16 protein-coding genes and 1 tRNA gene are annotated in these 24,189 nt (G+C 56.7%); 7 read left to right on the top strand and 10 right to left on the bottom strand.

Annotated elements, in window-relative coordinates; all coding sequences use genetic code 11:
* The gene (gene rpmH, locus R1T46_RS04010) at positions 1–135 is read right to left on the bottom strand and encodes a 50S ribosomal protein L34 (RefSeq protein ID WP_008172542.1); all 135 of its coding nucleotides are present in this window, start codon (positions 133–135) and stop codon (positions 1–3) included.
* Between the two features lie 643 nt (positions 136–778).
* Between rpmH and dnaA the strand changes: the two genes are divergently transcribed.
* The 5 genes from dnaA to gyrB all read left to right on the top strand — a co-directional run bounded on the left by dnaA (position 779) and on the right by gyrB (position 8,449).
* Positions 779–2,230 (top strand): chromosomal replication initiator protein DnaA, encoded by a 1,452-nt coding sequence (dnaA, locus tag R1T46_RS04005; RefSeq protein WP_036211752.1) that lies wholly within the window; start codon positions 779–781, stop codon positions 2,228–2,230.
* Between the two features lie 56 nt (positions 2,231–2,286).
* A complete protein-coding gene (gene dnaN, locus R1T46_RS04000) occupies positions 2,287–3,390 on the top strand; it encodes a DNA polymerase III subunit beta (protein WP_317307408.1) in 1,104 nt (367 codons plus the stop codon).
* Between the two features lie 60 nt (positions 3,391–3,450).
* Positions 3,451–4,722 (top strand): AarF/ABC1/UbiB kinase family protein, encoded by a 1,272-nt coding sequence (locus tag R1T46_RS03995; protein WP_317307407.1) that lies wholly within the window; start codon positions 3,451–3,453, stop codon positions 4,720–4,722.
* Positions 4,723–4,825: 103 nt separating this feature from the next.
* Positions 4,826–5,962: a DNA replication/repair protein RecF gene (recF, locus tag R1T46_RS03990; RefSeq protein ID WP_317307406.1), complete on the top strand. Its 1,137-nt coding sequence runs from the start codon at positions 4,826–4,828 to the stop codon at positions 5,960–5,962.
* 72 nt (positions 5,963–6,034) lie between these two features.
* Positions 6,035–8,449 carry a DNA topoisomerase (ATP-hydrolyzing) subunit B gene (gene gyrB, locus R1T46_RS03985; RefSeq protein WP_317307405.1) on the top strand — a complete coding sequence of 805 codons (2,415 nt, stop codon included), beginning with the start codon at positions 6,035–6,037 and terminating at the stop codon, positions 8,447–8,449.
* A gap of 114 nt (positions 8,450–8,563) precedes the next feature.
* Here gyrB and R1T46_RS03980 read toward each other — a convergent pair whose 3' ends face one another.
* Together R1T46_RS03980 and R1T46_RS03975 are read right to left on the bottom strand one after the other, a co-directional pair.
* A complete protein-coding gene (locus tag R1T46_RS03980) occupies positions 8,564–9,328 on the bottom strand; it encodes a VC0807 family protein (protein ID WP_317307404.1) in 765 nt (254 codons plus the stop codon).
* 165 nt (positions 9,329–9,493) lie between these two features.
* Complete coding sequence (locus R1T46_RS03975) at positions 9,494–11,209, bottom strand: carbohydrate-binding module family 20 domain-containing protein (protein WP_317307403.1); 1,716 nt, start codon at positions 11,207–11,209, stop codon at positions 9,494–9,496.
* A gap of 264 nt (positions 11,210–11,473) precedes the next feature.
* On the opposite strand from R1T46_RS03975, the gene R1T46_RS03970 reads away from it, so the two are divergent.
* Positions 11,474–12,214 (top strand): ParA family protein, encoded by a 741-nt coding sequence (locus R1T46_RS03970; protein WP_317307402.1) that lies wholly within the window; start codon positions 11,474–11,476, stop codon positions 12,212–12,214.
* Positions 12,215–12,310: 96 nt separating this feature from the next.
* Here the strand turns inward: R1T46_RS03970 and gabT are convergent, their stop codons facing one another.
* Positions 12,311–13,585: a 4-aminobutyrate--2-oxoglutarate transaminase gene (gene gabT / locus R1T46_RS03965; RefSeq protein ID WP_007152976.1), complete on the bottom strand. Its 1,275-nt coding sequence runs from the start codon at positions 13,583–13,585 to the stop codon at positions 12,311–12,313.
* An 81-nt stretch (positions 13,586–13,666) separates the two neighbouring features.
* Complete coding sequence (locus R1T46_RS03960) at positions 13,667–15,412, bottom strand: ABC transporter transmembrane domain-containing protein (RefSeq protein ID WP_317308257.1); 1,746 nt, start codon at positions 15,410–15,412, stop codon at positions 13,667–13,669.
* Between the two features lie 257 nt (positions 15,413–15,669).
* Between R1T46_RS03960 and R1T46_RS03955 the strand changes: the two genes are divergently transcribed.
* Entirely contained in the window at positions 15,670–17,478 is a 1,809-nt protein-coding gene (locus R1T46_RS03955; protein ID WP_126810924.1) for an ABCB family ABC transporter ATP-binding protein/permease, read from the top strand.
* Here the strand turns inward: R1T46_RS03955 and R1T46_RS03950 are convergent.
* The 5 genes from R1T46_RS03950 to glyQ form a co-directional block, all read right to left on the bottom strand.
* Positions 17,463–19,022: a BCCT family transporter gene (locus tag R1T46_RS03950; protein WP_126810923.1), complete on the bottom strand. Its 1,560-nt coding sequence runs from the start codon at positions 19,020–19,022 to the stop codon at positions 17,463–17,465. The two genes, R1T46_RS03955 and R1T46_RS03950, sit on opposite strands and share 16 nt — an antisense overlap.
* A gap of 99 nt (positions 19,023–19,121) precedes the next feature.
* Positions 19,122–20,702: a hypothetical protein gene (locus tag R1T46_RS03945; protein WP_075196398.1), complete on the bottom strand. Its 1,581-nt coding sequence runs from the start codon at positions 20,700–20,702 to the stop codon at positions 19,122–19,124.
* A 130-nt stretch (positions 20,703–20,832) separates the two neighbouring features.
* Positions 20,833–20,909 (bottom strand) — tRNA-Pro (locus R1T46_RS03940).
* Positions 20,910–20,965: 56 nt separating this feature from the next.
* Positions 20,966–23,053, bottom strand: a complete 2,088-nt coding sequence (gene glyS / locus R1T46_RS03935; RefSeq protein WP_317307401.1) for a glycine--tRNA ligase subunit beta — start codon at positions 23,051–23,053, stop codon at positions 20,966–20,968.
* Positions 23,054–23,055: 2 nt separating this feature from the next.
* Positions 23,056–24,081, bottom strand: coding sequence for a glycine--tRNA ligase subunit alpha (gene glyQ / locus R1T46_RS03930; protein WP_317307400.1), 1,026 nt, complete (start codon positions 24,079–24,081; stop codon positions 23,056–23,058).
* Positions 24,082–24,189 lie beyond the last annotated feature (108 nt).

The raw sequence follows: 24,189 nt of genomic DNA, 5'->3' as shown, positions 1-24,189 counted from the left end.
TTATGCAGACAGACGGGCACGGCCCTTGGCGCGACGACGGGAAATGACCTTACGGCCGTTGGCAGTCGCCATGCGGGCACGGAAACCGTGAACGCGCTTACGCTTCAGTACGCTTGGTTGAAACGTTCTTTTCATGGTGTCGGTCTCACATTACAGATGTTGGAAATTCAATCGTTGGCTGGAAAATGAACAGCCAAAACAGGAGCGGCATTCTATGCAATGTGCCGGTGGAATTCAATGGTTATTCGAGACCAGCCTTGGGTTATTTCCATTTTTGCTGATTCACAGTCCAGGTAATAAATTCATTAGGTCTTTTTGTATTCTCTTTAAGGATTATTATTACTGTTATTAGGCAGGCCTTTTTCTGTGGAAAACCGATGGAATTGGCTTAGAAACAGTGGATTGAATGGTTCATAAAGTAGTTGAGAAGTGGGGATGAGGCCTGTGTATATCCAAGGCAGGAAATGTGGGTAAGTTGCAGGCTTGCTCAGATCGCGATTTATCCACCGAACATCGGGGTGTCGTCCACAGGGTTTAGCGTGCTCTGTACACACAGGTCTGTGGGTAACTTTTCCTGCACGATATTTCTGTACACAAGCCTGTAGGTAAGTCTGTAAAAATTTGAAATAAAAGAAAATAAATTTCCACAGGCTGTTTATTAAATGCGTTTGGCTCTTTCACTCGGGAGGCCCTCAGGTTAGAATCCTTGGTCATCTCTTTCGTCGGGTCATGGAGATCCGTGACGAGAAATTTCTGAGGCATCGGAGGCAAGACTGTCGTGCCGAACAACATATGGCATCAGTGTCTGGAAGTACTCCGGGACGAGTTTCCCGCCCAGCAATTCAACACCTGGCTTAGACCCTTGCAGTCGGATCACCGCGAGGGTCAGTTGATGCTGTTCGCACCCAATCGGTTCGTCATGGACTGGGTGAACGAAAAATACCTCAGAAGAATTGAAGAAGTCCTGAAGGATCTGCACGGTGGCCAGGCACCTCGGATTGATATGAAGGTGGGTTCCGCGCCACGGTCATCTGACCTGGTGGTCCGTTCCGAGAACGCGGTCAGTGGTGTGGCCGCCGAACAGGAGGAAGCGGGTAGCCGGGTAACGGAAGAAGAGAAAGGCGTTGCGGCCACAGTGACCACGCCTTCGGTGAAGGCCAAGAGTACCAGCGAACGACGTTCGGTTCAGGTTGAGGGTGACATCAAGCACCAGAGTTTCCTGAACGAAGGCTTTACCTTTGACACGTTTGTGGAGGGTAAATCGAACCAGTTGGCCCGGGCGGCCTCGATGCAGGTGGCGGAGAACCCTGGTGGAGCTTATAACCCATTGTTTTTGTACGGTGGTGTGGGTCTGGGTAAGACCCACCTGATGCATGCCATTGGTAATGACATTGTACGGCGCAACCCGAGAGCCAAGGTGGCCTATCTTCGCTCCGAGCGTTTTGTGGCGGATATGGTGAAGGCGCTCCAATTAAACGCCATTAATGAGTTCAAGCGCTATTACCGCTCTGTGGACGCGCTACTGATTGACGACATTCAGTTTTTCGCCCGAAAGGAACGCTCACAGGAGGAATTCTTCCATACTTTCAATGCGTTACTGGAAGGTGGGCAACAGGTTATTGTGACCTGTGACCGTTTTCCGAAAGAAATTGTGGATATGGAAGAGCGCCTTAAATCCCGTTTCGGCTGGGGCCTGACCGTGATGGTAGAGCCGCCGGAGTTGGAAACCAGGGTCGCTATCCTGATGAAAAAAGCCGAACAGGTGAATGTTAAACTCAGCAGCGAAGCGGCGTTTTTCATTGCCCAGAAAATTCGTTCAAACGTTCGAGAGTTAGAAGGGGCGCTTCGTCTGGTGATAGCGAATGCTCACTTCACTGGTTCGGAGATCACCCCGCCGTTTATCCGGGAAAGCCTCAAGGATCTGTTGGCGCTGCATGAAAAGCAGGTCAGCATCGATAATATCCAGCGTACGGTGGCGGAGTACTACAAGATCAAGGTGGCCGATTTGTTGTCAAAACGGCGTACCCGCACTGTGACCCGGCCAAGACAGGTTGCCATGTCCCTGGCCAAGGAATTGACCAATCACAGCCTGCCGGAAATTGGAGATGCGTTTGGTGGCCGTGATCACACCACGGTATTGCATGCCTGCAAAAAGATTGTAGAGCTGCAGGAAACGGATCCTGGCATCCGAGAGGATTATCAGAACTTTATGCGGCTACTGACAACCTGACCGGGTTAGCGGCAGCCAATACACATTCACCTTCCAATAAAAGAATGCTGAGTGCCATGAAACTGACGATCAGCCGAGAATCTCTGCTCACCCCCCTTCAGTCCATTGCCGGTGTGGTGGAGCGAAAACAGACCATGCCCGTTCTCTCCAACGTGTTGCTGGTGGCTGAGGATAATACCCTCACGCTGACTGGTACCAATATGGAAGTGGAACTGGTGGGCCGGGTGTCACCGGTGCACGTTGACCAGCCAGGCCGCATTACAGTTCCGGCGCGGAAACTGTCTGATATTTGCCGAGCGTTGGGTGATGAGGCGCCTATCGAGTTGGCGTTGGAGGGCGATCGCCTGCACCTGCGTTGTGGCGCCAGCCACTTTACGCTGTCGACCTTGCCGGCGGAGCATTTTCCCAACGTTGAGGATGATGCGGAAAGTTTCGGCCTGGAACTGCCCCAGAAAGAACTCAGCCGAATGTTCGATGCCACCGCCTTTGCAATGGCTCAACAGGATGTTCGCTATTACCTGAACGGGCTGTTGCTGGAAGTCGACAAGGATCACGTTCGCACCGTGGCCACCGATGGCCATCGATTGGCCATGGCGCATTTTGATTTGCCCACCGGCTGCCCGGAACCCCGCCAGGTGATCGTGCCGCGTAAGGGTGTGCTGGAACTGGCGCGTTTGCTGGATGATGTGGAAACCCCGGTGACCCTGGTGATTGGCGATAATCATCTGCGGGCAACGGTTGGGTCCTATACCTTTACCTCGAAATTGATCGAAGGCAAGTTCCCCGACTATAACCGGGTGATTCCCCGGGGTGGGGATAAAGTTGTCCTGGCGGATCGCGCTACCCTCAAGAACACACTTCAGCGTGCCGGCATTCTTTCCCATGAAAACATCCGTGGCGTACGCCTGAACCTAGCGCCCAACGAGTTGCAGGTATTTGCCAACAACCCGGATCAGGAACAGGCCGAAGACGCGCTGCCAGTCGAGTATCAGGGCGAATCACTTCAGATCGGCTTTAATGTAGGCTACCTGGTGGATGTGATGAATGCGCTGGATGAGGATCAGGTCAAGATAACCCTGGCCAATCCCAATAGCAGTGCGTTGATTGAGGCCGAAAACGACAGTCGCTGCCTCTATGTCGTCATGCCGATGCGGCTGTAGTAGGTCCGCCGGATTGGTCGTGGCCGCCAGATATTTACCGGATCAGTAAGGAAGAGAGTCATGGGAACGGTGACGAACAGCCTCAAGGGTGCCTTTCGAATCGGTCAGACCGTATCAGTGTTGGGACGCGCTGGAGTAAATTGGGTGCGGGGCGATCGACCGCCCGCGCCGCGGTTGCTCAGGCAGACGTTTGAATCCCTGGGTGCCACCTACATCAAGCTCGGACAGTTTATTGCCAGCTCCCCCACGTTTTTCCCCAAGGAATACGTAGAGGAATTCCAATACTGTCTGGACCGTACCCCAAGCCTGCCATTCAGTGTGATCCGGAAGATTATCCGGGATGAACTGGGCCGACCAATCGAAGACGTTTACTCTGACATTGACCCAGTGGCTTTGGCGTCGGCATCGATTGCACAGGTTCATGCCGCGAAGTTGGTTACCGGTGAGGATGTGGTGATCAAGGTGCAAAAGCCGGGTGTGGAAACCATCCTGCTGACGGACCTCAATTTCCTGTACCTGTCCGCGAAAATCCTGGAGACCCTGGCGCCCAAACTATCCTGGACATCGTTGTCGGGGATCGTGGAGGAAATCCAGCGTACCATGATGGAGGAATGCGACTTCATCAAGGAAGCGAACAACCTTAAGGTGTTCCGGGAATTTCTCCATAACTCCCACAATGAAGACGCCACCGTGCCACGGGTTTACGAAAGCTGCAGTAGTCGTCGCATTCTTACCATGGAGCGCTTCTACGGCGTGCCTCTGACGGATCTTGAAAGCATCCGGGGTTACGCGCGGGATCCGGAGCGCACGCTGATTACGGCAATGAACACCTGGTTTTCCAGTCTCACCCAGTGTGAGTTTTTTCATGCTGATGTTCATGCGGGTAATCTGATGGTGCTGAAAGACGGCCGGGTTGGCTTTATTGATTTCGGTATTGTTGGACGCATCCGTCCGGATACCTGGCAGGCCGTCAGTGATTTTATTTCAACGGTCATGGTCGGCAATTTTGAAGGCATGGCAGACGCGATGATTCGCATCGGTATCACCGATCAAAAGGTTCAGGTGGCTGAACTGGCAGCCGATCTGCGGCGCCTTTACCAGCAAATGGATACTATGGTGCCGGATGAAGTTCCCTATCAGGCTGAGCAGGCCGAGGATGACGTGAACAATATCCTGATGGATATGGTACGAATTGGCGAGGGCCACGGGCTGCATTTTCCAAGGGAGTTTGCGCTCCTGTTGAAACAGTTCCTGTATTTCGACCGTTACGTTCACATACTGGCGCCGGAAATGGATGTCTTCATGGACGAGCGGTTGAATATGCTGCATTAATCGCGTTCACCCGCAAGGTTTTGTACACTGGGGCAGCGTTGTCGGTAAGGCACGCTGCCTTTTTTGTCCCCGTCTCCTGGTGGTTAATAACCTATCGTGACCTATGGCGCTCGTTAAACTTCAATCGGAACATTTCCGCAATCTCTCGCCTGTGCCGGTCAGTTTCTCACCTTCCATAAATTTGTTGTATGGCGCTAACGGTAGTGGAAAAACCAGCGTTCTGGAAGCCATTGGTTACCTGGGGCTTGGCCGCTCATTCCGGGTAGGTCGACATCAGGCGGTGGTCAGCCACGGCGAACACAAACTGACGGTGTTTGGTGGTCTGGATCAGGGAATGTCGGGAGGAGAACAATCATCAGTTGGTGAGCTTAACCATCGTGTAGGTATCTCCAGGGATGTGACCGCTAAAGAAACCATGCTTCGAGTGGATGGCGAGGCGGTTCGTAACCTGTCTTCGCTTGCCCGGCATTTGCCCGTTTCGGTCATCGATCCAGGCGTGTTTGATATTGTTGCCGGCGGGCCCGGAAAACGCCGGCAGTTTCTCGATTGGGCAGTGTTCCACGTGGAACCTTCGTTTGCTTCGTTGTGGCAGCAGTGTCAAAGAGTGACGTCACAGCGGAATCAGATCCTGAGAAATGGTAGAATAGATGACGCTCTGATGAAGGTCTGGGATTCACAGTACACGGAGTTGGCAGAGCGCCTGACGCAAGCCCGGAACGAAACCTTTCGGCTCTTTACCAAGGCTTTTTACAGTTTACTCGGTGAGATAGACACCCCCTGGGTTGAGGGGCTCAAGCTGGACTATTACGTGGGCTGGGACGCCAGCCAACCCCTGGTCGAGGTACTGCGTTCGCACCGGGAGCAGGAACAGAAAATGGGCCATACCCTGTACGGTCCCAATCGGGCTGACATCCGCTTGCGATACCAGGGGAGACCGGTCGCGGAAACCTTCTCCCGGGGCCAGCAAAAGACGCTGGTTATTTTAATGAAGATCGCACAGGGCATGGTGCTAAGCGATCTGGGAAAGCAGGTTACCTTTCTGCTGGATGATATCAATGCAGAACTGGATGTCGTCCACAGGGCCATGCTTGCCCAAAAGCTCTACGAATTACGATGTCAGGTGTTTGTGACATCGATAGAGGCACCCAGGCCGGATGAATTATGGCGGCACACCATGCCGGAATACAGATTGTTCCACGTGGAACATGGCAAATTGACGGAAGAACAGGAACCCGGATGATCCACTTTCATCGCTCTGAAACAACAGCGGCAATGGCCTCACGCCGGGAAATCACCCTTCAGGAGTACCCTAATGAGTGAATCGAACTACAACTCCTCAAGCATCAAGGTATTGAAAGGACTGGATGCCGTTCGGAAGCGGCCCGGTATGTATATCGGTGACACTGACGATGGCACCGGCCTGCATCACATGGTCTTTGAGTTGGTGGACAACTCCATTGACGAGGCGTTGGCTGGGCACTGTTCTGAAATCGGGGTGATCATCCATCCGGACGAATCGGTTACGGTCAGGGATAACGGCCGTGGTATTCCGGTAGACCTTCACAAGGAAGAAGGTGTCTCCGCTGCTGAAGTCATCATGACGGTTCTCCATGCCGGTGGTAAGTTTGATGACAACAGCTACAAGGTCTCGGGCGGGCTTCACGGTGTTGGGGTGTCGGTGGTGAATGCCCTCTCCTCTTCCCTTACGTTGACTATCCGACGTGATGGCAAGGTTTATGAGCAAACCTACAACAACGGCGTACCAAAGGCGCCGCTCGATGTGGTTGGCGACACCGACGCCAGTGGTACGAAGGTTCACTTCATTCCGTCCCCGGAGACGTTTACCAGCATTGAGTTCCACTGGGATATTTTGGCCAAGCGCCTGCGGGAGCTGGCGTTCCTGAACAGCGGTGTGCGTATCCGCCTGCAGGATGAGCGTAGTGGCAAGGAAGAGGTATTCGAATACGAGGGTGGCCTGCGTGCCTTTGTTGAGCACCTGAACTCCAACAAGACACCGATCAACCGCGTGTTTCATTTCATCAAGGAACGTGAAGACGGTATTGCGGTGGAAGTGGCCATGCAGTGGAACGATGCCTTCCAGGAAAATATCTACACGTTTACCAACAACATCCCGCAGCGCGACGGTGGTACCCACCTCGCTGGGTTCCGTGCGGCCCTGACCCGTTCGCTCAACAACTATATTGAGCACGAAGGCCTGGGCAAAAAGGCCAAGGTCAGCACGTCCGGTGATGACGCTCGGGAAGGTCTGACGGCTATTATCAGCGTGAAGGTTCCTGACCCCAAGTTCTCGTCCCAGACCAAGGACAAGTTGGTTTCTTCCGAGGTCAAAACGGCGGTTGAGCAGGAGCTGTATCAATCCTTTGCGGACTTCCTGCAGGAGCAGCCCAACGAGGCCAAACTGATCGTCAACAAGATGATTGAAGCGGCTCGCGCCCGTGAAGCGGCCCGCAAGGCCCGTGACATGACGCGCCGCAAGGGGGCGCTGGATATTGCCGGTCTGCCGGGTAAGTTGGCGGACTGTCAGGAAAAAGACCCCGCTCTTTCCGAACTGTTCATTGTGGAGGGTGATTCAGCCGGCGGCAGTGCCAAACAGGGGCGTGACCGTAAAACACAGGCCATCCTGCCACTCAAGGGTAAGATCCTGAACGTGGAGAAGGCCCGCTTCGACAAGATGTTGTCCTCGGCGGAAGTAGGTACGCTCATTACTGCGCTGGGCTGCGGCATCGGGCGAGAGGAATTCAATCCGGAAAAACTCCGCTACCACTCCCTGATTATCATGACCGATGCGGACGTGGACGGTTCCCACATCCGTACGCTGCTACTCACCTTCCTGTTCCGTCAGATGCGTGAAATTATTGAGCGTGGCCATGTGTTCATTGCCATGCCACCGCTGTACAAGGTCAAGCGTGGCAAGCAGGAGCAGTACCTGAAAGACGAGAAAGCCAAGGAAGCGTACCTGACACAGACCGCCCTGGAAGGCGCCCAGCTCTATGTCAATCCGGACGCACCGGCTATCAAGGATTCCGCTCTGGAAACCATGGTGAAGGATTACCAGGCGGTGATGGCGATGATTGATCGTCTGTCCCGTGCCTATCCGGCCAAGGTGCTCCAGCAAATGCTGGACAACGTGACGCTGAAGCCGGAACACCTGAAGGAAGAGGCGGAAGTGGCTCGTTGGGTGGCTCGCCTGGGTGACGGTCTTCAGTTGGATACCCGCACCGGTACCAAGTACACCTTCTCGGTGGAAAAGGACACCGAACGCAATCTCTACCTGCCGAAGGTGGTGATTTATGTGCACGGGATTCCCCACAACCACGTGTTCAGCCATGAGTTCTTTGAGTCGTCTTCCTACGCGGCCATCGCGAGAATGGGGGAAACGCTGGACGGTTTGATCGAAGACGGCGCCTATATCCAGCGTGGCGAGCGCAAGCAAGCGGTGCTGTCATTCGAGGGCGCTCTGGAATGGCTGATGAAGGAAGCCCAGCGCGGCCTGAACATCCAGCGCTACAAGGGGCTGGGCGAGATGAACCCGGAGCAGTTGTGGGAGACCACCATGGATCCGGAGACTCGTCGCATGATGAAGGTCACCATCGAGGATGCTATTGCGGCAGACCAGATCTTCACCACCCTGATGGGCGATGACGTCGAGCCACGGCGCTTGTTCATCCAGAGTAATGCGCTTGAGGTGACTAACCTGGACGTGTGATCGCGGCGGGTTTGTGATCGGACCCGGTTTATCCGGGCACATGAAAAAGGCGACCCGATGGTCGCCTTTTTTATTTCTAATTCAGCAACTTAACTGAATCGTGACTGACTGGAATCAACCCCCATTACCCGTCGATGTATCAGAGGACTTGCTGTCGTGCTGGGACGCAAGGTGTGGCGCCATAACATCCTCGAGGGTGTAACCGGTCAGTCGTCGGATGGAGCGCCAAAGGTAGTAGAAAATGGCGATCATCATGATCATCGAGGGGATGGCGATCATGGGATAACTCACCAGGGTCATTCTGCCCAATTCCTCATTGAACGCCTGGGTTCCAGACGGGCTGGTAACAATCCACTTGGCCAACACGTAATTCATGATGGAGGAGAACAGGAAGGTCAGGCTGAAGAAATAGCTGGCCTTGAGTAGGCGCGCCTCGAACTCGTCCTCACTGTCGTTCTCTTTCAGCACCGCCTGAATCTTGTCCACGTTCAGCACGGACGGGTTGTACAGCAGGGTTCTAACCAGCGGATATCGTGTACGGGTTGAAACGAGCACGGCAATACCGATGACGGCGGGAACAGCCGCTTCCTTGATCGCCAGCCAGCCGGCATCCAGCTCCATCAGGCCGATACCACCGGTCAAACCGACGCTGACAATGCCGAGCACCGCGATAAAGTTGTATTTGCGATAGCGCACCAACTCGAACAGCCCCCACCCAAGGGGGAACGCGAGACCGATGACCAGGGCCATGACACTGCCCAAATATTCATCCCCGCTCAACTTCATCAGAATGACGGAGGGAATGATGATACTCACGAGTAGATCAACCCAGGGCCTTGGCTTGTGGGTCGGTGGAGATTGGATTTCCGGGTCGGTCATAAATCAGCCTGATCGTTCGGGGAAGTGATGCCGGTGGAATCCAGCATACCGAAAAAGTCGTCAGGCAGTATACGATGAAACCGTGAGTGTGAGTAACCGAGGTCGGCGGTACCGGCCCGCTAACGCGGGCCGTTTGTCAGTCGGTGTGGTAGTGGCAGGTGCGCTTCAGAAAGAACCGGAAGTGGAACTGCTGGTGCCCTCACCTGCGGTCTGTACCAGGTTATTATCCCCTGACTGCCACTGCTGCTGGGCGCCAGGATCGGTTTCGCTGCGCTTCAGGCATTTCCACTCGATGGAGGTCTCCGCTGGTAGATTGATCGACCCACTCCAGGTTGGGTAGGCTGTTGGATCCAGTTTTACCGCACCGGCAGGTGACCAGTTACCCAAAGCATCGTTGTTGCCGGTAACGTACACACTTTGCCCCATGATGGTAGTGCCGTTCTGGCACTGGAAGGTGACGGATGCCGTCCCTGCTGTTGGCGGATTGGGATCGCTTCCGTCACAGGGGGCAGCGCTATGAAGTGCCGCTGCCTCCATCGCCGGTACCGTCAGTGCCACCTGGCCATTCTGCACCGTTACGCAGGCACCGTTGCCAGCCACATTGCGATAGTTTCCATCAGCCAGCCCGGTGCTGAAAGTCCGTGACAGTGTGCTGCCTTCACGGTTGATGGCGACGAACCCCTTATTGCCCCGACTGAACGCAATCTGGTTATTGCCATTGTCCCACCAGCTGTTCACGCCCTGGCCGTCAGTCTCAGCCCGGAAGGCAACCATGTTGGCAATGGAGTCCCAGCGATGTTCGCATACCCAGGCGGAGCCGCACTGAGCAGTGCCGTTCTGGTAGACGTTTTGGGCTGGAGGGCCCTGGTCACCGTTGGAAAACGCGTAACTCGACATTACCTTGGGGTAGCCATAAGGCCAGCCCAGCATGAACACGTTGGCCAGGTTGTAGAGATCACCATCCTTGTAGGTCAGCACATTGCTGCCACCGGCACCGTGGCCACGTTGGTTGTCATGGTTGTCGGTGAATACAACGGCATCACCGCCGGAGAGGAAGCCCCAGCTCTCTCCAAAGGCGTTGAGGTTGGCCAGTTGCTGGTTCTTGAAGACGTTGCCGATGGACGCGCTGTAGCGGAACTCGGTGACGTCTGACGTACCCGTGTACTCAGTGGCACTGACGGCTTCGCCACCCAGGTCGATCACCTCCTGGAATACGTACAGCGGGCCGCCGGCCTGATTGATGACGGCGCCGATATCACCGGGCGACATATGTTTGGCGGCATCCACCCGTATACCCTTCACACCCAGCGACGTGAGCTGATTGAGATAGCCGGCCAGAGTGTCGCGCACGTAGCCGCTTCCGGTATCCAGGTCCGGTAAGCCGACGAGGCGGCAATTGCGAACGCGCCAGGCATCCGAACTGTAATCCGAGCCGTTGATACTGCATTCGGCGTGGAAATCGTTGCCACTGTAGATAGGATAGGTCAGGGAATCGCTGCTGTAATAGGACCCGGCCGTGCCGTTTCCCGTACCATTGGCGGTATGGTTGATCACGGCATCCACATAAACGTCGACCCCGGCCGTGTTGCAGCGCGAAACCATATCGGCGAACTGGCTGCTGTTACCACTGCGGCTCTGGAGCTGGTAGCTGACAGGTTGATAGCGCGTCCACCAGGCGCTGCCCTGAATGTGTTCCTGCGGCGGTGACACCTGAACGGCGCTGTAACCCTTAGGGCCAAGAAACTGTTCACATTCAGTGGCGACATCGCTCCACTTCCATTCGAACAGATGGACAAAGGTACCGGCGTGGGCAGTATTGATGGGCAACGCAAGTGTCAGGCCGAGACTGACACCGGTTACCAGGCGTTGTATGGAGATCATTGTGTGCTCCTGTCTTGTATTTGTTGTGGAGACGATCCAATGGCCAATGCCGCCGGTTGACGGCAGTTGTGGATGTCCATTGTCAACATGAAGTGTTCAATCGTTAGCCAAAACATCCTTTCGCACAGTTTGCGGGGAGTAGTCAGGGGGAGGAGTTACAGAATTTATGTCGTGTTAAATGACGTGTCATTAAACTGCAACACGCTCACCAATGGGATCGGTTAAGCTTGCAGCCGGTGTTTTGACGGGGCTTTAGGAGGAAGCATGAAGATCATTGCGTTTTACAGTCTTAAAGGTGGTGTTGGAAAAACCGCAGCGGCTGTAAACATCGCCTACCTGGCCAGCCAGGCCGGCATTCCCACCCTGTTATGGGATCTCGACCCTCAGGGGGCGGCTAGCTGGTACCTGGCGGGAACCGACGAGATCAAGGGTCGGAAACTGGCTGCACTGATGGATGGCAAGACCCCCATCGGCAAATTCATTCGGGCCAGCGCCTACCCTGACCTCGATTTTATCCCGGCCCATAACAGTTTTCGCAACCTTGATGTCCGGCTGGATAAGGACGACAGCGCCAATACCCTCAAAAACTGGCTGGCGCCGCTATCGGAGGAAACCAGCCTGGTCGTACTGGATTGCCCGCCCTCAATGTCGCGGTTGTCCGAGCAGGTGTTGAAAACCGCCGATGGCGTGTTCGTGCCGGTGGTTCCGACTTGGCTCGCTCTGAATAGCTGGCAACAGCTCCAGGCCTTCGCCAAGGACAAGAAGCTCAAACCCGGTCGTCTGCACCCGTTTTTCTCCATCGTGGACCGCCGCAAGCATCTGCATCGCGAGATGGTGATCCATCGCAAACAGCGCCTCGAGAATGGGCTGAACGCGCTGATTCCCAATGCCAGTGTGGTGGAGAAGATGGGTGAGAGTGGCCAGCCGGTGGAACTGATGGATCGGTCATCCGCAGCTGCCGATGCCTATCGGCGCTTGTGGAAGGAAATCAGGAAGTTGATCTAGAACGGATAGAGCCCATAAAAAAACGCTGGTCAGCTTCACACTGACCAGCGTTCCGGTATACAGCGGCAGGTGTGTTAATGACCCTGCCAGAAGGTGTTAGCCCACCTCTTTCAGTGCCTGCTCAACGATCGCCAGGCCTTCCTCAAGAATATTGTCCTCGATGGTGACCGGCATCAGGAAACGCAAGGTATTGCCGTACATGCCGCAGCTCAGCAGGATCAGGCCATTTTCCTTGGCTTTCTTGGTAACGGCCGCCGCCAGGTCTGCCCGCGGTTCCTTGCTGGTCTTGTCGGTGACCAGTTCAATGGCAGCCATGGGCCCGAGGTTGCGCACGTTGTCCACGTGGGGGAACTGTTCCTGCCACTGATCAAAGCGTTTGCGCAGGGTGTCACCCAGGCGCTGACTCTTACCCAGAATGTCTTCTTCCTTGAACACGTCAAATACTGCCAGGGCTGCTGCACAGGCCGTCGGGCTGCCGGTGTAGGTGCCGCCGAGGGAGTTCGGGCCGGACGAGTCCATAACCTTGTCGGTACCGACAATGGCTGAGATCGGCATGCCATCGGCCATACTCTTGGCCATGGTCATCATGTCGGGCTCAACACCGCTGTGTTCGATGGCGAACATCTTGCCAGTCCGGCCGAAGCCGCTCTGAACCTCATCCGCGATCATCAGGATGCCGTTCTCATCGCAGATCTTGCGGATCTCTTTGAGGAAGCTGGCTGGTGCGGCGTAGAAACCACCCTCACCCAATACCGGCTCAATCACGATGGCGGCGGTGTCACTGGCGGGTGAATCGGCCTTCATGGCCATCTTCAGGCCACGGAGCGCTTCATCCTCACTGACACCGTGATAGGGAACCGGATAGGGGGCGCGAAAGACGGTGCCCGGCATTGGGCCGAAATCGGTCTGATAAGGAGCGGCTTTGCCGTTCATGGCCATGGTGTAGAAGGTACGGCCGTGATAACCGCCGTCAAAGCAGATCACATTGGTTTTGCCGGTCGCCGCGCGGGCGATCTTCATGGCGTTTTCCAGGGCTTCTGCGCCGGAGTTGGCCAGCATGACCTTGGCGTGGCCCTTTACCGGAACCACTTCACTGAGCTTCTGCGCCAGCTTCACATAGCCCTCATAGGGCATGACGGTCTGGCAGGTGTGCATCAGCTTGTCCAACTGCGCCTTCACCGCTTCAACCACTTTGGGGTGACGATGGCCGATATTCAGTACACCAATGCCGCCGGCGAAGTCGATCATACGCTTGCCATCGGCATCCCAGAGCTCGGCATTGGTCGCATGGTCGGCAAACTGCTCGTTGGGGCTGGCAGCACCGGCCGCGACATAACGTTCTTTGAGTGCCTGCAATTCTTTGTTCGTCACTTTGCCTCTCCTCGAATTCGGTTTGGTACTGTCAGCATACACGAAATGATGGCCCGGTTTGAAAACCCGGCCCTGTTGTTTCTACGTACTGCGGCCGCCAATGTCCTCCCGGAACTGAAGTTCCGCAAGTCTCCGGTACAGCGGATTCCGTTCGACAAGTTTATCGTGGTTGCCGATATCCTGAATAATTCCGGCGTCCATCACAATGATACGATCGGCGTGCCTGACGGTGGCCAGCCGGTGTGCGATGACCAATGTCGTGCGGTTGGACATCAGTCCCGGCATGGCTTGCTGGATCAGGTGTTCGCTTTCTGCATCCAGTGCGCTGGTCGCCTCATCCAATAACAGTATAGGTGCATCCGCAAGCAGTGCGCGGGCAATCGCCAGCCGCTGCTTCTGCCCCCCCGATAGCCCGAGACCCGTATCGCCCAGTGGTGTTTCATAGCCTTTTGGCAGTTTGTGGATAAACTCATCGGCATGGGCAATCCTGGCGGCCTCCACCATGGCAGTGTCGCTGGCCTCTGGTCGGGCGTAGCGGATGTTGTCGGCAATGGTGCCGTGAAACAGCGCGGGGTTCTGTGGCACCAGCGCAAAGCATTGGCGCAGGTCTGTAAGCGCTAACTTACGACTGTCGACGCCGTCGATAAGAATCTGCCCCGTGTCGGGGTCATAGAACCTCAAGAGCAGATCGAACAACGTAGACTTTCCAGCACCGGAGGGACCAACCAGTGCCACGGTTTCGCCTGCCTGGATGTGAAGTGAAAGGCTTTGCAGAACCTCGATATCGCGACGGGCCGGATAGGAAAAGGTCAGATTGCTGATCTCGATGTCGCCGCGAAGGGGGTCGGGCAGAGCCTGGGTGGCGTTTGCCCCACTGAGGATTTCACTGGGTGTCTGCAGCAGCTCGAAAATCCGCGCCGCCGCTCCGGCTGCGCGCTGCAACTCACCAATCACTTCACTGATGGCGCCGGCGGCCAGTCCCACCAACAGGCTGTAGAATACAAATGCCGCCAGCTCGCCCGGGCTGGTACGACCTGAGATCACATCCAGCCCGCCAATCCAGATCACCACGCCAATGGCACCCATAACCAGGGTAATGGCGATGGTGGTCAGCCAGGCCCGCTGGCGAATCCTCACACGGGCAATCTCGAAGGCATTTTCCGCCACCTGTGAGAAAAACCGGCGGTCATGAGGCTGATGGTTGAACGCCTGCACCGTCTTGATCTGGGTGAGGTTCTCCCCCACGTAGCTGCCCACTTCCGCGACCCGGTCCTGGCTCAGCCTGGACAGCTGCCGCACACGGCGACCATAGATCAGGATGGGAATGATCACCAGTGGGAAGCCGAGGATGATGATACCGGCAAGTTTGGCATTGGTTATGAAGAGCAGGATCAGCCCGCCCACCAGCATCAGGGTGTTGCGCAGCGCGATGGAGACCGTGGAGCCGATGACGGATTGCAGCACTGTCGTATCAGCGGTAAACCGCGACTGTATTTCCAGGCTTCGGTTTTTCTCGTAGAAACCAGGGTGAAGGTCGATCAGATGGTTAAACACCTGCTTTCGAATATCCGCCACCACCCTTTCGCCAATCCAGGACACCAGGTAAAAACGAGCGAAGGAGCCAATGGCGAGACCGATCACCAGCACAAAAAACAGACCGACTGCTTTGGACAACATCGCGGGAGACTGGGTGGCAAGGCCCTGGTCCACCAGAATCCGTAAGCCCTGACCTAGGGCAAGTGTGATGCCGGCTGTAATAACCAGAGCCACGAGAGCGCCGGTAACAGCCCTTTTGTAAGGGCTGATAAAATCGACAACCAGTTTCAGAGCCTTCCGATGACGGGTGTTGATGGTGTGCCTCCAGGATAAGGGGTACTGTAAACTCCGATAACATTACGGTTTTTACTCGTATTAGAACCTATCATACAGCTACGTAAGAGCGTGCGGGGTGGGACTTGTCTGCCAGGACCGTCAAAAGCCATGGATGGCTTTTGTCGAGCGTACAGGGACGTATTTACAGCGTGTCCTGGCAGACAAGTCCCATCTCGTGCGCTCGACTACTCCGTTATTGAAGGGAAACCCGAGTGCGCGCCTACGCTGACAACGAGTACCCCGCCAACCACAAACCCGACTGGAAAGTCATCGCCGGCCTATGGCCCTATCTGACGGAATTCCGTGGTCGAGTCATGCTGGCGCTGGGGTTCCTGATCTTCTCCAAACTGGCGACGGTGGCTACACCGGTCGCCCTGAAATACATCGTCGACTATCTGGACGAAAATCAGGGCGGCGAGGTACTGCTGTGGATACCGGTCATACTGGTCGTCGCCTACGGCCTGCTCCGATTTGGCAGCACCCTGTTCAGCGAATTGCGGGACGCGGTGTTCGCCCGAGTCGCGGAACGGGCCATGCGACGAGTGTCGCTGCGGGTTTTCGAACATCTGCACAACCGGGAGCTGTCCTTTCACCTGGACCGGAAAACCGGCGGACTGGCCCGGGACATTGAACGGGGCACCAACGGCATCAGCTTCCTGCTGCGTTTCACTCTCTTCAACATTGTCCCCACCCTCCTCGAAATCCTGATGGTGGCCGGTATTCTCTTCGTGGTGTTCAACGTGGGCTATGTGCTGGCGATCCTGGTAGCGGTGGTGGTGTATGTGGTGTTTTCCATCAAGGTTACCGAGTGGCGCACGAAATACGTGCGCGAAGCCAATGCCCGGGACAACCAGTCCAATTCCCGCGCAGTCGACAGCCTGCTCAACTACGAGACCGTAAAGTATTTCAATAACGAACGCTTCGAGGCAGAGCTCTACGACAAGGACCTGGATGACTGGGAACAGGCACGGCTCAAAAACCGGCTGTCGCTGGCCGCCCTGAACTCGGGCCAGGCCCTGATCATCGGTGTGGCGATGATCGTCATCATGGCCATGGCAGTGCAGGAAGTCGCCAGTGGTGAGATCACCCTGGGGGATTTCACCATGATTAATGCCTACCTGTTACAGCTGTTTATACCGCTCAATGCACTGGGGTTCGTGTATCGGGAGATCCGCCAGGCGCTGGTGAATGTGGAACGGTTGTTCGGGTTGCTCGGCGACGAACCGGTCATTGAGGACGCGCCGAACGCCAAAGCGTTGGTGGTGGACAAAGGCGAGGTTCGTTTCGACCAGGTTCACTTTGGTTATCGCCCCAACCGTCAGATCCTCCGGAACGTAAGTTTCTCAATTCCCGCTGGGCACACCGTAGCCGTCGTGGGCGCCAGCGGTGCGGGGAAATCGACCCTCGCCCGCCTGCTTTTCCGGTTTTACGATGTGAACCGGGGCAGTATCACCATCGATGGTCAGGATATCCGTGAGGTCACCCAGGACAGCCTGCGTTCCGCCATTGGCGTGGTGCCCCAGGATACGGTGCTGTTCAACGACACGCTTTTTCGGAACCTGGCTTACGGTCGGCCTGATGCCAGCGAGGAAGAGGTGTACCGGGCAGCCCGAATGGCGCACCTGGAACAGTTTATCCACAGCCTGCCCGATGGCTATAACACACAGGTTGGTGAGCGGGGGCTTAAACTTTCCGGCGGCGAGAAACAGCGGGTCGCCATTGCCCGGGTACTTCTCAAGAACCCACCGTTATTGATTCTGGACGAAGCCACATCTTCTCTGGATTCGCTGTCTGAACAGGCGATTCTGGGGGCCTTGAAGGAAGTCAGCCGCCAGCGCACCTCCCTGGTTATCGCTCATCGGCTGTCGACGACGCGCGATGCGGATACCATTCTGGTGATGGACGGCGGCTGTATTGTCGAGAGTGGCAACCACGTCGAGCTGCTGGGCCAGAAGGGGCATTACGCCAGGCTCTGGGAACAGCAGCATCGAACTGGTGATGATGGTCAGGCAAGCCCCTGATCACGGGCCATGGCCATAGCCGCTTTCGGCCCTGTCCATAGCGATGGCAGTATGACAAAGGAGACCGGTATGGCGGTTATCACAATGAACTGCTGAAGCACGCCAATCTGCCCTGAACCCATATACAGCAGAATGGCGGCCATCAGCGCCATAGCACCGCCCCAGAATACACGGATCCAAGGATTTGGCTCATCATGGCCCGCACCCACCATGGCAATGGAATAGCTCATGGAGTCGCCGGTGGTGGCGACAAAAATGGTGGTGAGCAGCAGTATCGCGGCGGCCATCCAGGTGCCTCCTGGCAGCGCCTGGGCCACGGTCAGTGTGGCGACGTCAAAACGGAAATTGTTCAACGCTTCGGTCAGGTCAAAGGTGCCGGCCAGCTGGTGATAGATCCCCGAGCCACCCAGCAGCGTAAACCAGATTGTGGTGGCAATAGGTGCCAATACGGCAACCGCGAGGATCATTTCACGAACCGTGCGTCCGCGGGAAATTCGCGACACAAACACCGCCATCAAAGGCGTGTAACCAATAAACCAGGCGAAGAAAAACACCGTCCACCATTTCATCCACCAGTCCGGCGCCGTTTCAGCGGTCATCGTCGACATCGCCATGAAAGACGTCAGGTACTCGCCGAATGACTGAGTAAAGGTGTTGGCCAGAAACAGTGTGGGACCGAACAGGAAAATCACTGCGGCGATGGCCAGGGCGAGGAGCACGTTGAACCGGCTGAGCAACTGAATACCCTTGTGCAGTCCGGTCATGGCGGATGTCATGTACACCCCGGCCAGAATGATCAGTACCGCGAGCTGGGTGCCATAGCCATCGGTGATGCCAAACAGCTCGTGCAGCCCGAAACTCACCTGGGTTGCCAGGAAACCGATAGGGCCGACGGTTCCCGCCACCACGGCAATGACGCAAAGGGCGTCAATCACCCCACCCAGCTTGCCTTGAACAGCGTTCTCACCAAACACCGGATACAACAGGGTTCGCGGCTGCAGCGGTTTGCCCTGATCATAGTGAGCCCTGCTGAGAACCAGTGCGGTCAGCGAGCCGAGCACGGCCCAGGCAAGGAAGCCCCAGTGAGTAAACGACTGCGCCATGGCGGGAGCGGTGGCCGCAGCCGTTCCGGCTTCGGTATCAAACGCCGGTGGTGTTACCACAAAGTGATAGACCGGTTCCCCGGCGGCGAAAAACACCCCTCCACCGGCCAGCAATGTACACATGATCATTGAAAGCCAGCGAAAACGGCTGATTTCCGGCCGGTCCAGGCCACCAATCCGTGCATTGCCGGCCTTGCTGACCGCTGTTCCGAGTGCGATGAAAAAGGTTGCCAGCAGGAGTAGTTGGAAGAACGACCCCAGGTACTTTGCCGTCCAGGTGAATCCGGCGCCAATCGCTGTAGCGACGGCGCTGCTGTCAATAATGGAAGCACCAACGAACAGCAGGATGAAGCCAATCGTAAGCGTCAGAACGATCGGGTCGCTATCGGAGAAAGCGCCCGGCCGTTCATCGGTAGCCAGGGAGTTTGTCTGGGAGGTCATGGTTGTTCCTTTCGCGAAGAGCCGCGCAGGGTACAGAAAAGTTCAGACCTCTGCATTCCTTTGTGGAGGTAGCCACCCTCCCAGGCATTGGTAAGCTCGTCAGGATTCCGGAAATGCCGTCCAGTCATCCAGCCAGGTCGATGTGGCCCTGGGGTTAACAGCGCCCTGGTACATCGCCGACTCATCAAAGAATTCGGCTTTCGGAGGCCGTTTGGCAGTCATGGCGCGCACTGAGCTTCTGGGGCGGAAATGCGGCGACGACTCGCTGGTGACAGAGGGTTGCAAGCCGGTTTCAACCTGAACGGTGTTCTGCAGTTCGGGGCTGCGTATCCACAGCTCTTCGTTGAAGCCGAAATCGTCATCATCGGTTTCGTTAACAATGGTGAGGTTGCCTAACCTACCGTTGTTGGCAAGCAGGTTGTGGCTGAACGTCAGGGCATTCATGCCCACCAGCGCGGTGACCTCATCCCTGGTATCCAGGGCCTCAATGGCGTAACTGTCGATGATCATATTGTGGAAGTGGCCGCCGGATCCCTCTCTTAGCATAATAGCGCGGTGTTCTTTGGCGGAACGGCCGCTGCCATAAAGGGTGACGTTGTAGAATGTGGGTTCGGACCGTGGCACGGCCGAGTGGCTGGAACCGTTGTTGTCGCCCTCAAAGGCGTTATCGCCGACATCCCGGTACTGCTGAATAATGGCAAACTGTACCCTGCCTCGCCAGCCCCAGTCCCAGTCGATGCTGTCATCGGCAGCACCGGTCACCAGGATGTTTTTCAGGTCGACGGTGCCACCGAACATTTCGATACCGTCGTCCAGAGCACGGTGAACCTGCACGTTCTGGATGATGGTGTTGGAGCCACAGCCACCCAGGGTTAAGCCGTTCAGCTCGTTGTTCTGATAGACCTCGAAACCGGCAAATTCAATGCGGGTGTACTGCACCACGCCGCAACTATGCTGCGTGTCGCTGCCACCGAATTGCCCACGGGTGTCGTTTTCAGGTACGCCTTCAATGCGGGCGTTCGGCTCGTTCACCGGTGCCTTTCCAAGAAGCACAACGCCACCCCAGTCACCGCGAGCCCGTGCTCCGGGTTCCTTGCTACTGGTAAAGACCACCGGTTGGTTACGGCTGCCGCGGGCAAACAGTTTGGCACTGGACGTGACAACCAGGGCGGAACCGGGTTCGCCCTCTATGGTTACGCCGGGTTCAATGGTCAGGTTCGCGCCTTCCACAAACACGGTGTTTTCAAGGGTGTATCGATGACCGCTTTCCCAGACGGTGTCTGTGGTAATGTCGGCGCTGATACGCACGTTGCGATTCTCAAATGCGGTAAAACCGGCGACCGTGGCGACAACCGTGCCAATGACGGGAACCAGTACCAGCGCGTGACGGGCAAACCAACCGCGTCTTTTTTGCGGCGTGACGGGACTGGCCTGAAGTTTCTGGTTCGAGGACTTGGCCATCAGCGGACGGCCATCATCGTTGGCCATGATCTCGCGTGCCAGCGCCTGAAGCTCTGGCGTGCCATTGGCTTCCACACGCATCAGAACGTCATTGCGGTAGTTGGGCTCTCTCAGCAAGACGTTGAGATGGACAAAGTCGACGCTCGGGCACTGGCCCTTGTCGATGCGACGTTTGAGTCGCCAGAGCTTCTCTACCAAAAGGGAGGATTGGTCGGACATTACTGCTGCTCCGTTGGGATGAGAGCACCGTTGTACATGTCCAATGTGAAAGCTTTATGTCAATTGAAAGAAAAGAGTCGCTTAAAGGGGAGTATTTCGTCGTTAAAGAAGGGACTGAGATGCGGGAAAATGGTCGGCGTGGCAGGATTCGAACCTGCGACCCCTTCGTCCCGAACGAAGTGCGCTACCAAGCTGCGCCACACGCCGATCAACGGCCGGTATTATACGGATTGGCTGGTTTTTTACCAGCCCCCGTATGATTTTCACTGCCCACTGGCAGTGGGTAATACCGAGATATCCGCCACCCGCAGGAACAGGTTACGCAGCAGGTTGAGCATGGCCAGGCGGTTATTACGCACGGCCTCGTCGTCAGCCATCACCATGACTTCATCAAAGAAGTTATCCACCGGCTCCCGCAGGCTGGCGAGAGAGCTCAAGGCCGTCGCGTAATCGCCTTTTTCAAACAGTGGCAATGCCTTGTCGGCTTGCTGGCGGATTTGGTCGGCCAGTGTTATTTCCGCCTTGTCCTGCAACAACTCACTGTCGATGCTTTCACCAATGCTGTCGCCACCCTGCTTGGTAAGGATGTTGGACACCCGTTTGTTGGCGCCGGCCAGGGCCAGGGCTTCCGGTAGCTGGCGGAAGGCTTCCACGGCTTTCACCCGGCGGTCAAAGTCCAGCGGGCGTGTTGGACGGCGGGCGTGCACGGCGAGGTAGACTTCGGCACTGATGCCCTGCTCTTCATAGTGCGCGCGGAAACGCTCGAGCATGTAGTCCACCACCGTGTTGGCCACATTCGGTTCGGTGATGCTGTTGTGTTCCTCTACTGCCCACTCGCAGAGGGTTTGCAGGTCCAGCGGCAGCTCTCGCTCGATGATGATGCGCAATACGCCCAGTGAGGCTCGACGCAGCCCGAACGGGTCACGGGTACCGGACGGTGGCTGGTTAATGCCGAACAGCCCCACCAGGGAATCGATGCGGTCGGCAATGGCCACGGCGCAGCCCGTCAGGGTTGCGGGCAGGTCGTCACCGGCAAAGCGGGGCATGTACTGCTCGTTCAGGGCGCTGGCCACGTCTTCGTTCTCGCCGTCGTTGGCAGCATAGTACTGGCCCATGATGCCCTGCAGGTCAGTGAACTCCAGCACCATCTCGGTGACCAGGTCGGTCTTGGCGAGCATGGCGGCGCGCTCAGCCAGAACGGGATCGCTGCCAATGGCGCCGGCGATCTTCTTCGCCAATGCGGCAACGCGCACGGATTTGTCGTAAATGCTCCCCAGCTTGTCCTGGAACACGATCGGCTTGAGCCGGTCGATGCGGTCTTCCAGCCGGGTCTTGCGGTCAGTGTCGTAGAAGAAAGCCGCATCAGACAGGCGTGGGCGGATGACCTTTTCGTTGCCGGAAATGACCTGTTGCGGGTCCTTGCTTTCCAGGTTGGCAACGGTGATGAACAGCGGCAGCATCCGGCCGTCGGCGGAAACCACGTGAAAGTACTTCTGGTGTTCCTTCATGGAGGAAATCAGTGCCTCGGCGGGAACTTCCAGGAAGCGTTCCTCGAAACGGCCGATAAGCGGCACGGGCCACTCGTTGAGGGCGGTGACTTCATCCAGCAGGTCTTCATCGATAACCGCCTGGCCGCCTGCTTCTTTCTTGGCGATGGCGGTGACGCCGTCGCGGATTTGCTCGCGGCGTTCGGCGAAGTCAGCGATCACATACCCTTCCTGGCGCAGCACCACTTCGTAGTCGCCGGGCGTGGGCACGATCAATGATTTCGGGCAGTGGAAACGGTGGCCACGGGTTTTATTACCCGGGGTCAGCCCGATGATCGGGGTGTCGATCACCTTGTTGCCGAACAGCAGGATGGCCCAGTGCACCGGGCGCACGAACTCGGTTCTGTGCGCGCCCCAGCGCATGCGTTTTGGGATCGGCAGTGCGGCCAGGGACTGGTCTACCAGTTCCGGCATCAGTTCAACGGTGGGACGGCCTTTCTCGATGGTGCGATAGACCACCCAGGCACCCTTGTCGGTTTCCATCGTATCAAGCTGGTCCGGTGTCACGCCCAGGGAGGTGGCGAAGCCGGTCAGTGCCCGGGTGGGGTTGCCGGAATCGTCGAACGCAGCTTTCACGGCAGGGCCGCGTTTTTCCACCGGTTTGTCCGGTTGAGCGTCTTCCAGGTACCGTACCCTGACGGCAAGCCGGCGTGGTGCGGCAAACGCTTCCACTTTGCCGAACTGAATACCGGCCTCTTCCAGGCCATTGGTAATGCCACGGGTAAACGCGTCCGACAGTGGCTTGAGGGCCTTGGGAGGCAGCTCTTCAGTGCCCAGTTCGACCAGAAAATCCTGTTTTGCCATGATTATGCGTTCCCCTGTTCCTGCTGAGCTTTTCTCGCTTTCTTACCCTTCTTGCCGTTCGCCTTTTCGGCGGCGGCCTCGGTCGCTGCCAGTACCTCTTTGCGCAGGGCATCCGGTGCCAGCGGGAAGCCAAGCTTGCGGCGGCTGTCGAAATACGCCTGGGCAACGGCCCGGGCCAGGGTGCGAACCCGCAGGATAAAACGTTGACGCTCGGTCACGGAGATGGCGTGGCGGGCGTCAAGCAGATTGAAAGTGTGTGAAGCCTTGAGCACCTGCTCATAGGCGGGCAATGCCAGGCCGGCTTCGATCAGGCGCGCGCTCTCGCGTTCGTGCACATCGAAGCTGTGAAACAGGAACTCGGTGTCGGCGTGCTCGAAGTTGTAGGTGGACATCTCCACCTCCTGCTGATGGAACACGTCGCCGTAGGTGACCACACCATCCGGGCCTTCGGTCCACACCAGGTCGTAGACGCTGTCCACACCCTGCAGGTACATGGCAATGCGCTCAAGCCCGTAGGTGAGCTCGCCGGTGACCGGATAGCATTCCAGGCCACCCACCTGCTGGAAGTAGGTGAACTGGGTTACTTCCATGCCGTTCAGCCAGATTTCCCAACCCAGGCCCCAGGCGCCGAGGGTGGGTGATTCCCAGTTGTCCTCAACAAAACGGATATCGTGTACCAGTGGGTCCAGCCCAAGAGCCTTCAGGGAATCCAGGTACAGTTCCTGAATGTTGTCCGGGGACGGTTTCAGCACCACCTGGAACTGGTAGTAGTGTTGCAGGCGGTTGGGGTTCTCACCGTAGCGGCCATCGGTGGGGCGTCGGCTGGGCTGAACGTAGGCGGCGTTCCAGGTTTCCGGACCGATGGAGCGCAGGAAGGTGGCCGGGTGGAATGTGCCGGCACCCACTTCCATGTCCAGGGGCTGGAGGACTACGCAGCCGTGCTGCGCCCAGAAGTTCTGCAGGGCGAGGATCAGGCCCTGGAAGGTTTTGATGTCCGGCGTGTTTGCGGAAGTTGCCTTGTCTGTCACGACGTTTGCCTGCTGGTCAGTCTGTGTGTGGCGCCCGGGCATCTGGCCGGGGCACTCCGGAAAAAAGGGGCATTATACGCCTGCCAATCGCGTATTTCTAAGTTGGGT

The organism is Marinobacter salarius (genome assembly GCF_032922745.1).
Lineage (GTDB): Bacteria > Pseudomonadota > Gammaproteobacteria > Pseudomonadales > Oleiphilaceae > Marinobacter.
The sequence above is the reverse complement of the archived record's forward strand: the minus strand, read 5'-3'. Positions and strand labels throughout refer to the sequence as shown.

Bases quoted from the DNA above. Each gene is read 5' to 3' on its own strand.
- R1T46_RS03980 (WP_317307404.1), bottom strand. From the start codon at position 9,328: ATGACCGACCCGGAAATCCAATCTCCACCGACCCACAAGCCAAGGCCC.
- R1T46_RS03945 (WP_075196398.1), bottom strand. From the start codon at position 20,702: ATGTCCGACCAATCCTCCCTTTTGGTAGAGAAGCTCTGGCGACTCAAA.
- R1T46_RS03995 (WP_317307407.1), top strand. From the start codon at position 3,451: ATGGGAACGGTGACGAACAGCCTCAAGGGTGCCTTTCGAATCGGTCAG.
- dnaN (WP_317307408.1), top strand. From the start codon at position 2,287: ATGAAACTGACGATCAGCCGAGAATCTCTGCTCACCCCCCTTCAGTCC.
- R1T46_RS03950 (WP_126810923.1), bottom strand. From the start codon at position 19,022: ATGACCTCCCAGACAAACTCCCTGGCTACCGATGAACGGCCGGGCGCT.
- rpmH (WP_008172542.1), bottom strand. From the start codon at position 135: ATGAAAAGAACGTTTCAACCAAGCGTACTGAAGCGTAAGCGCGTTCAC.
- R1T46_RS03970 (WP_317307402.1), top strand. From the start codon at position 11,474: ATGAAGATCATTGCGTTTTACAGTCTTAAAGGTGGTGTTGGAAAAACC.
- R1T46_RS03975 (WP_317307403.1), bottom strand. From the start codon at position 11,209: ATGATCTCCATACAACGCCTGGTAACCGGTGTCAGTCTCGGCCTGACA.
- glyS (WP_317307401.1), bottom strand. From the start codon at position 23,053: ATGGCAAAACAGGATTTTCTGGTCGAACTGGGCACTGAAGAGCTGCCT.
- recF (WP_317307406.1), top strand. From the start codon at position 4,826: ATGGCGCTCGTTAAACTTCAATCGGAACATTTCCGCAATCTCTCGCCT.
- gyrB (WP_317307405.1), top strand. From the start codon at position 6,035: ATGAGTGAATCGAACTACAACTCCTCAAGCATCAAGGTATTGAAAGGA.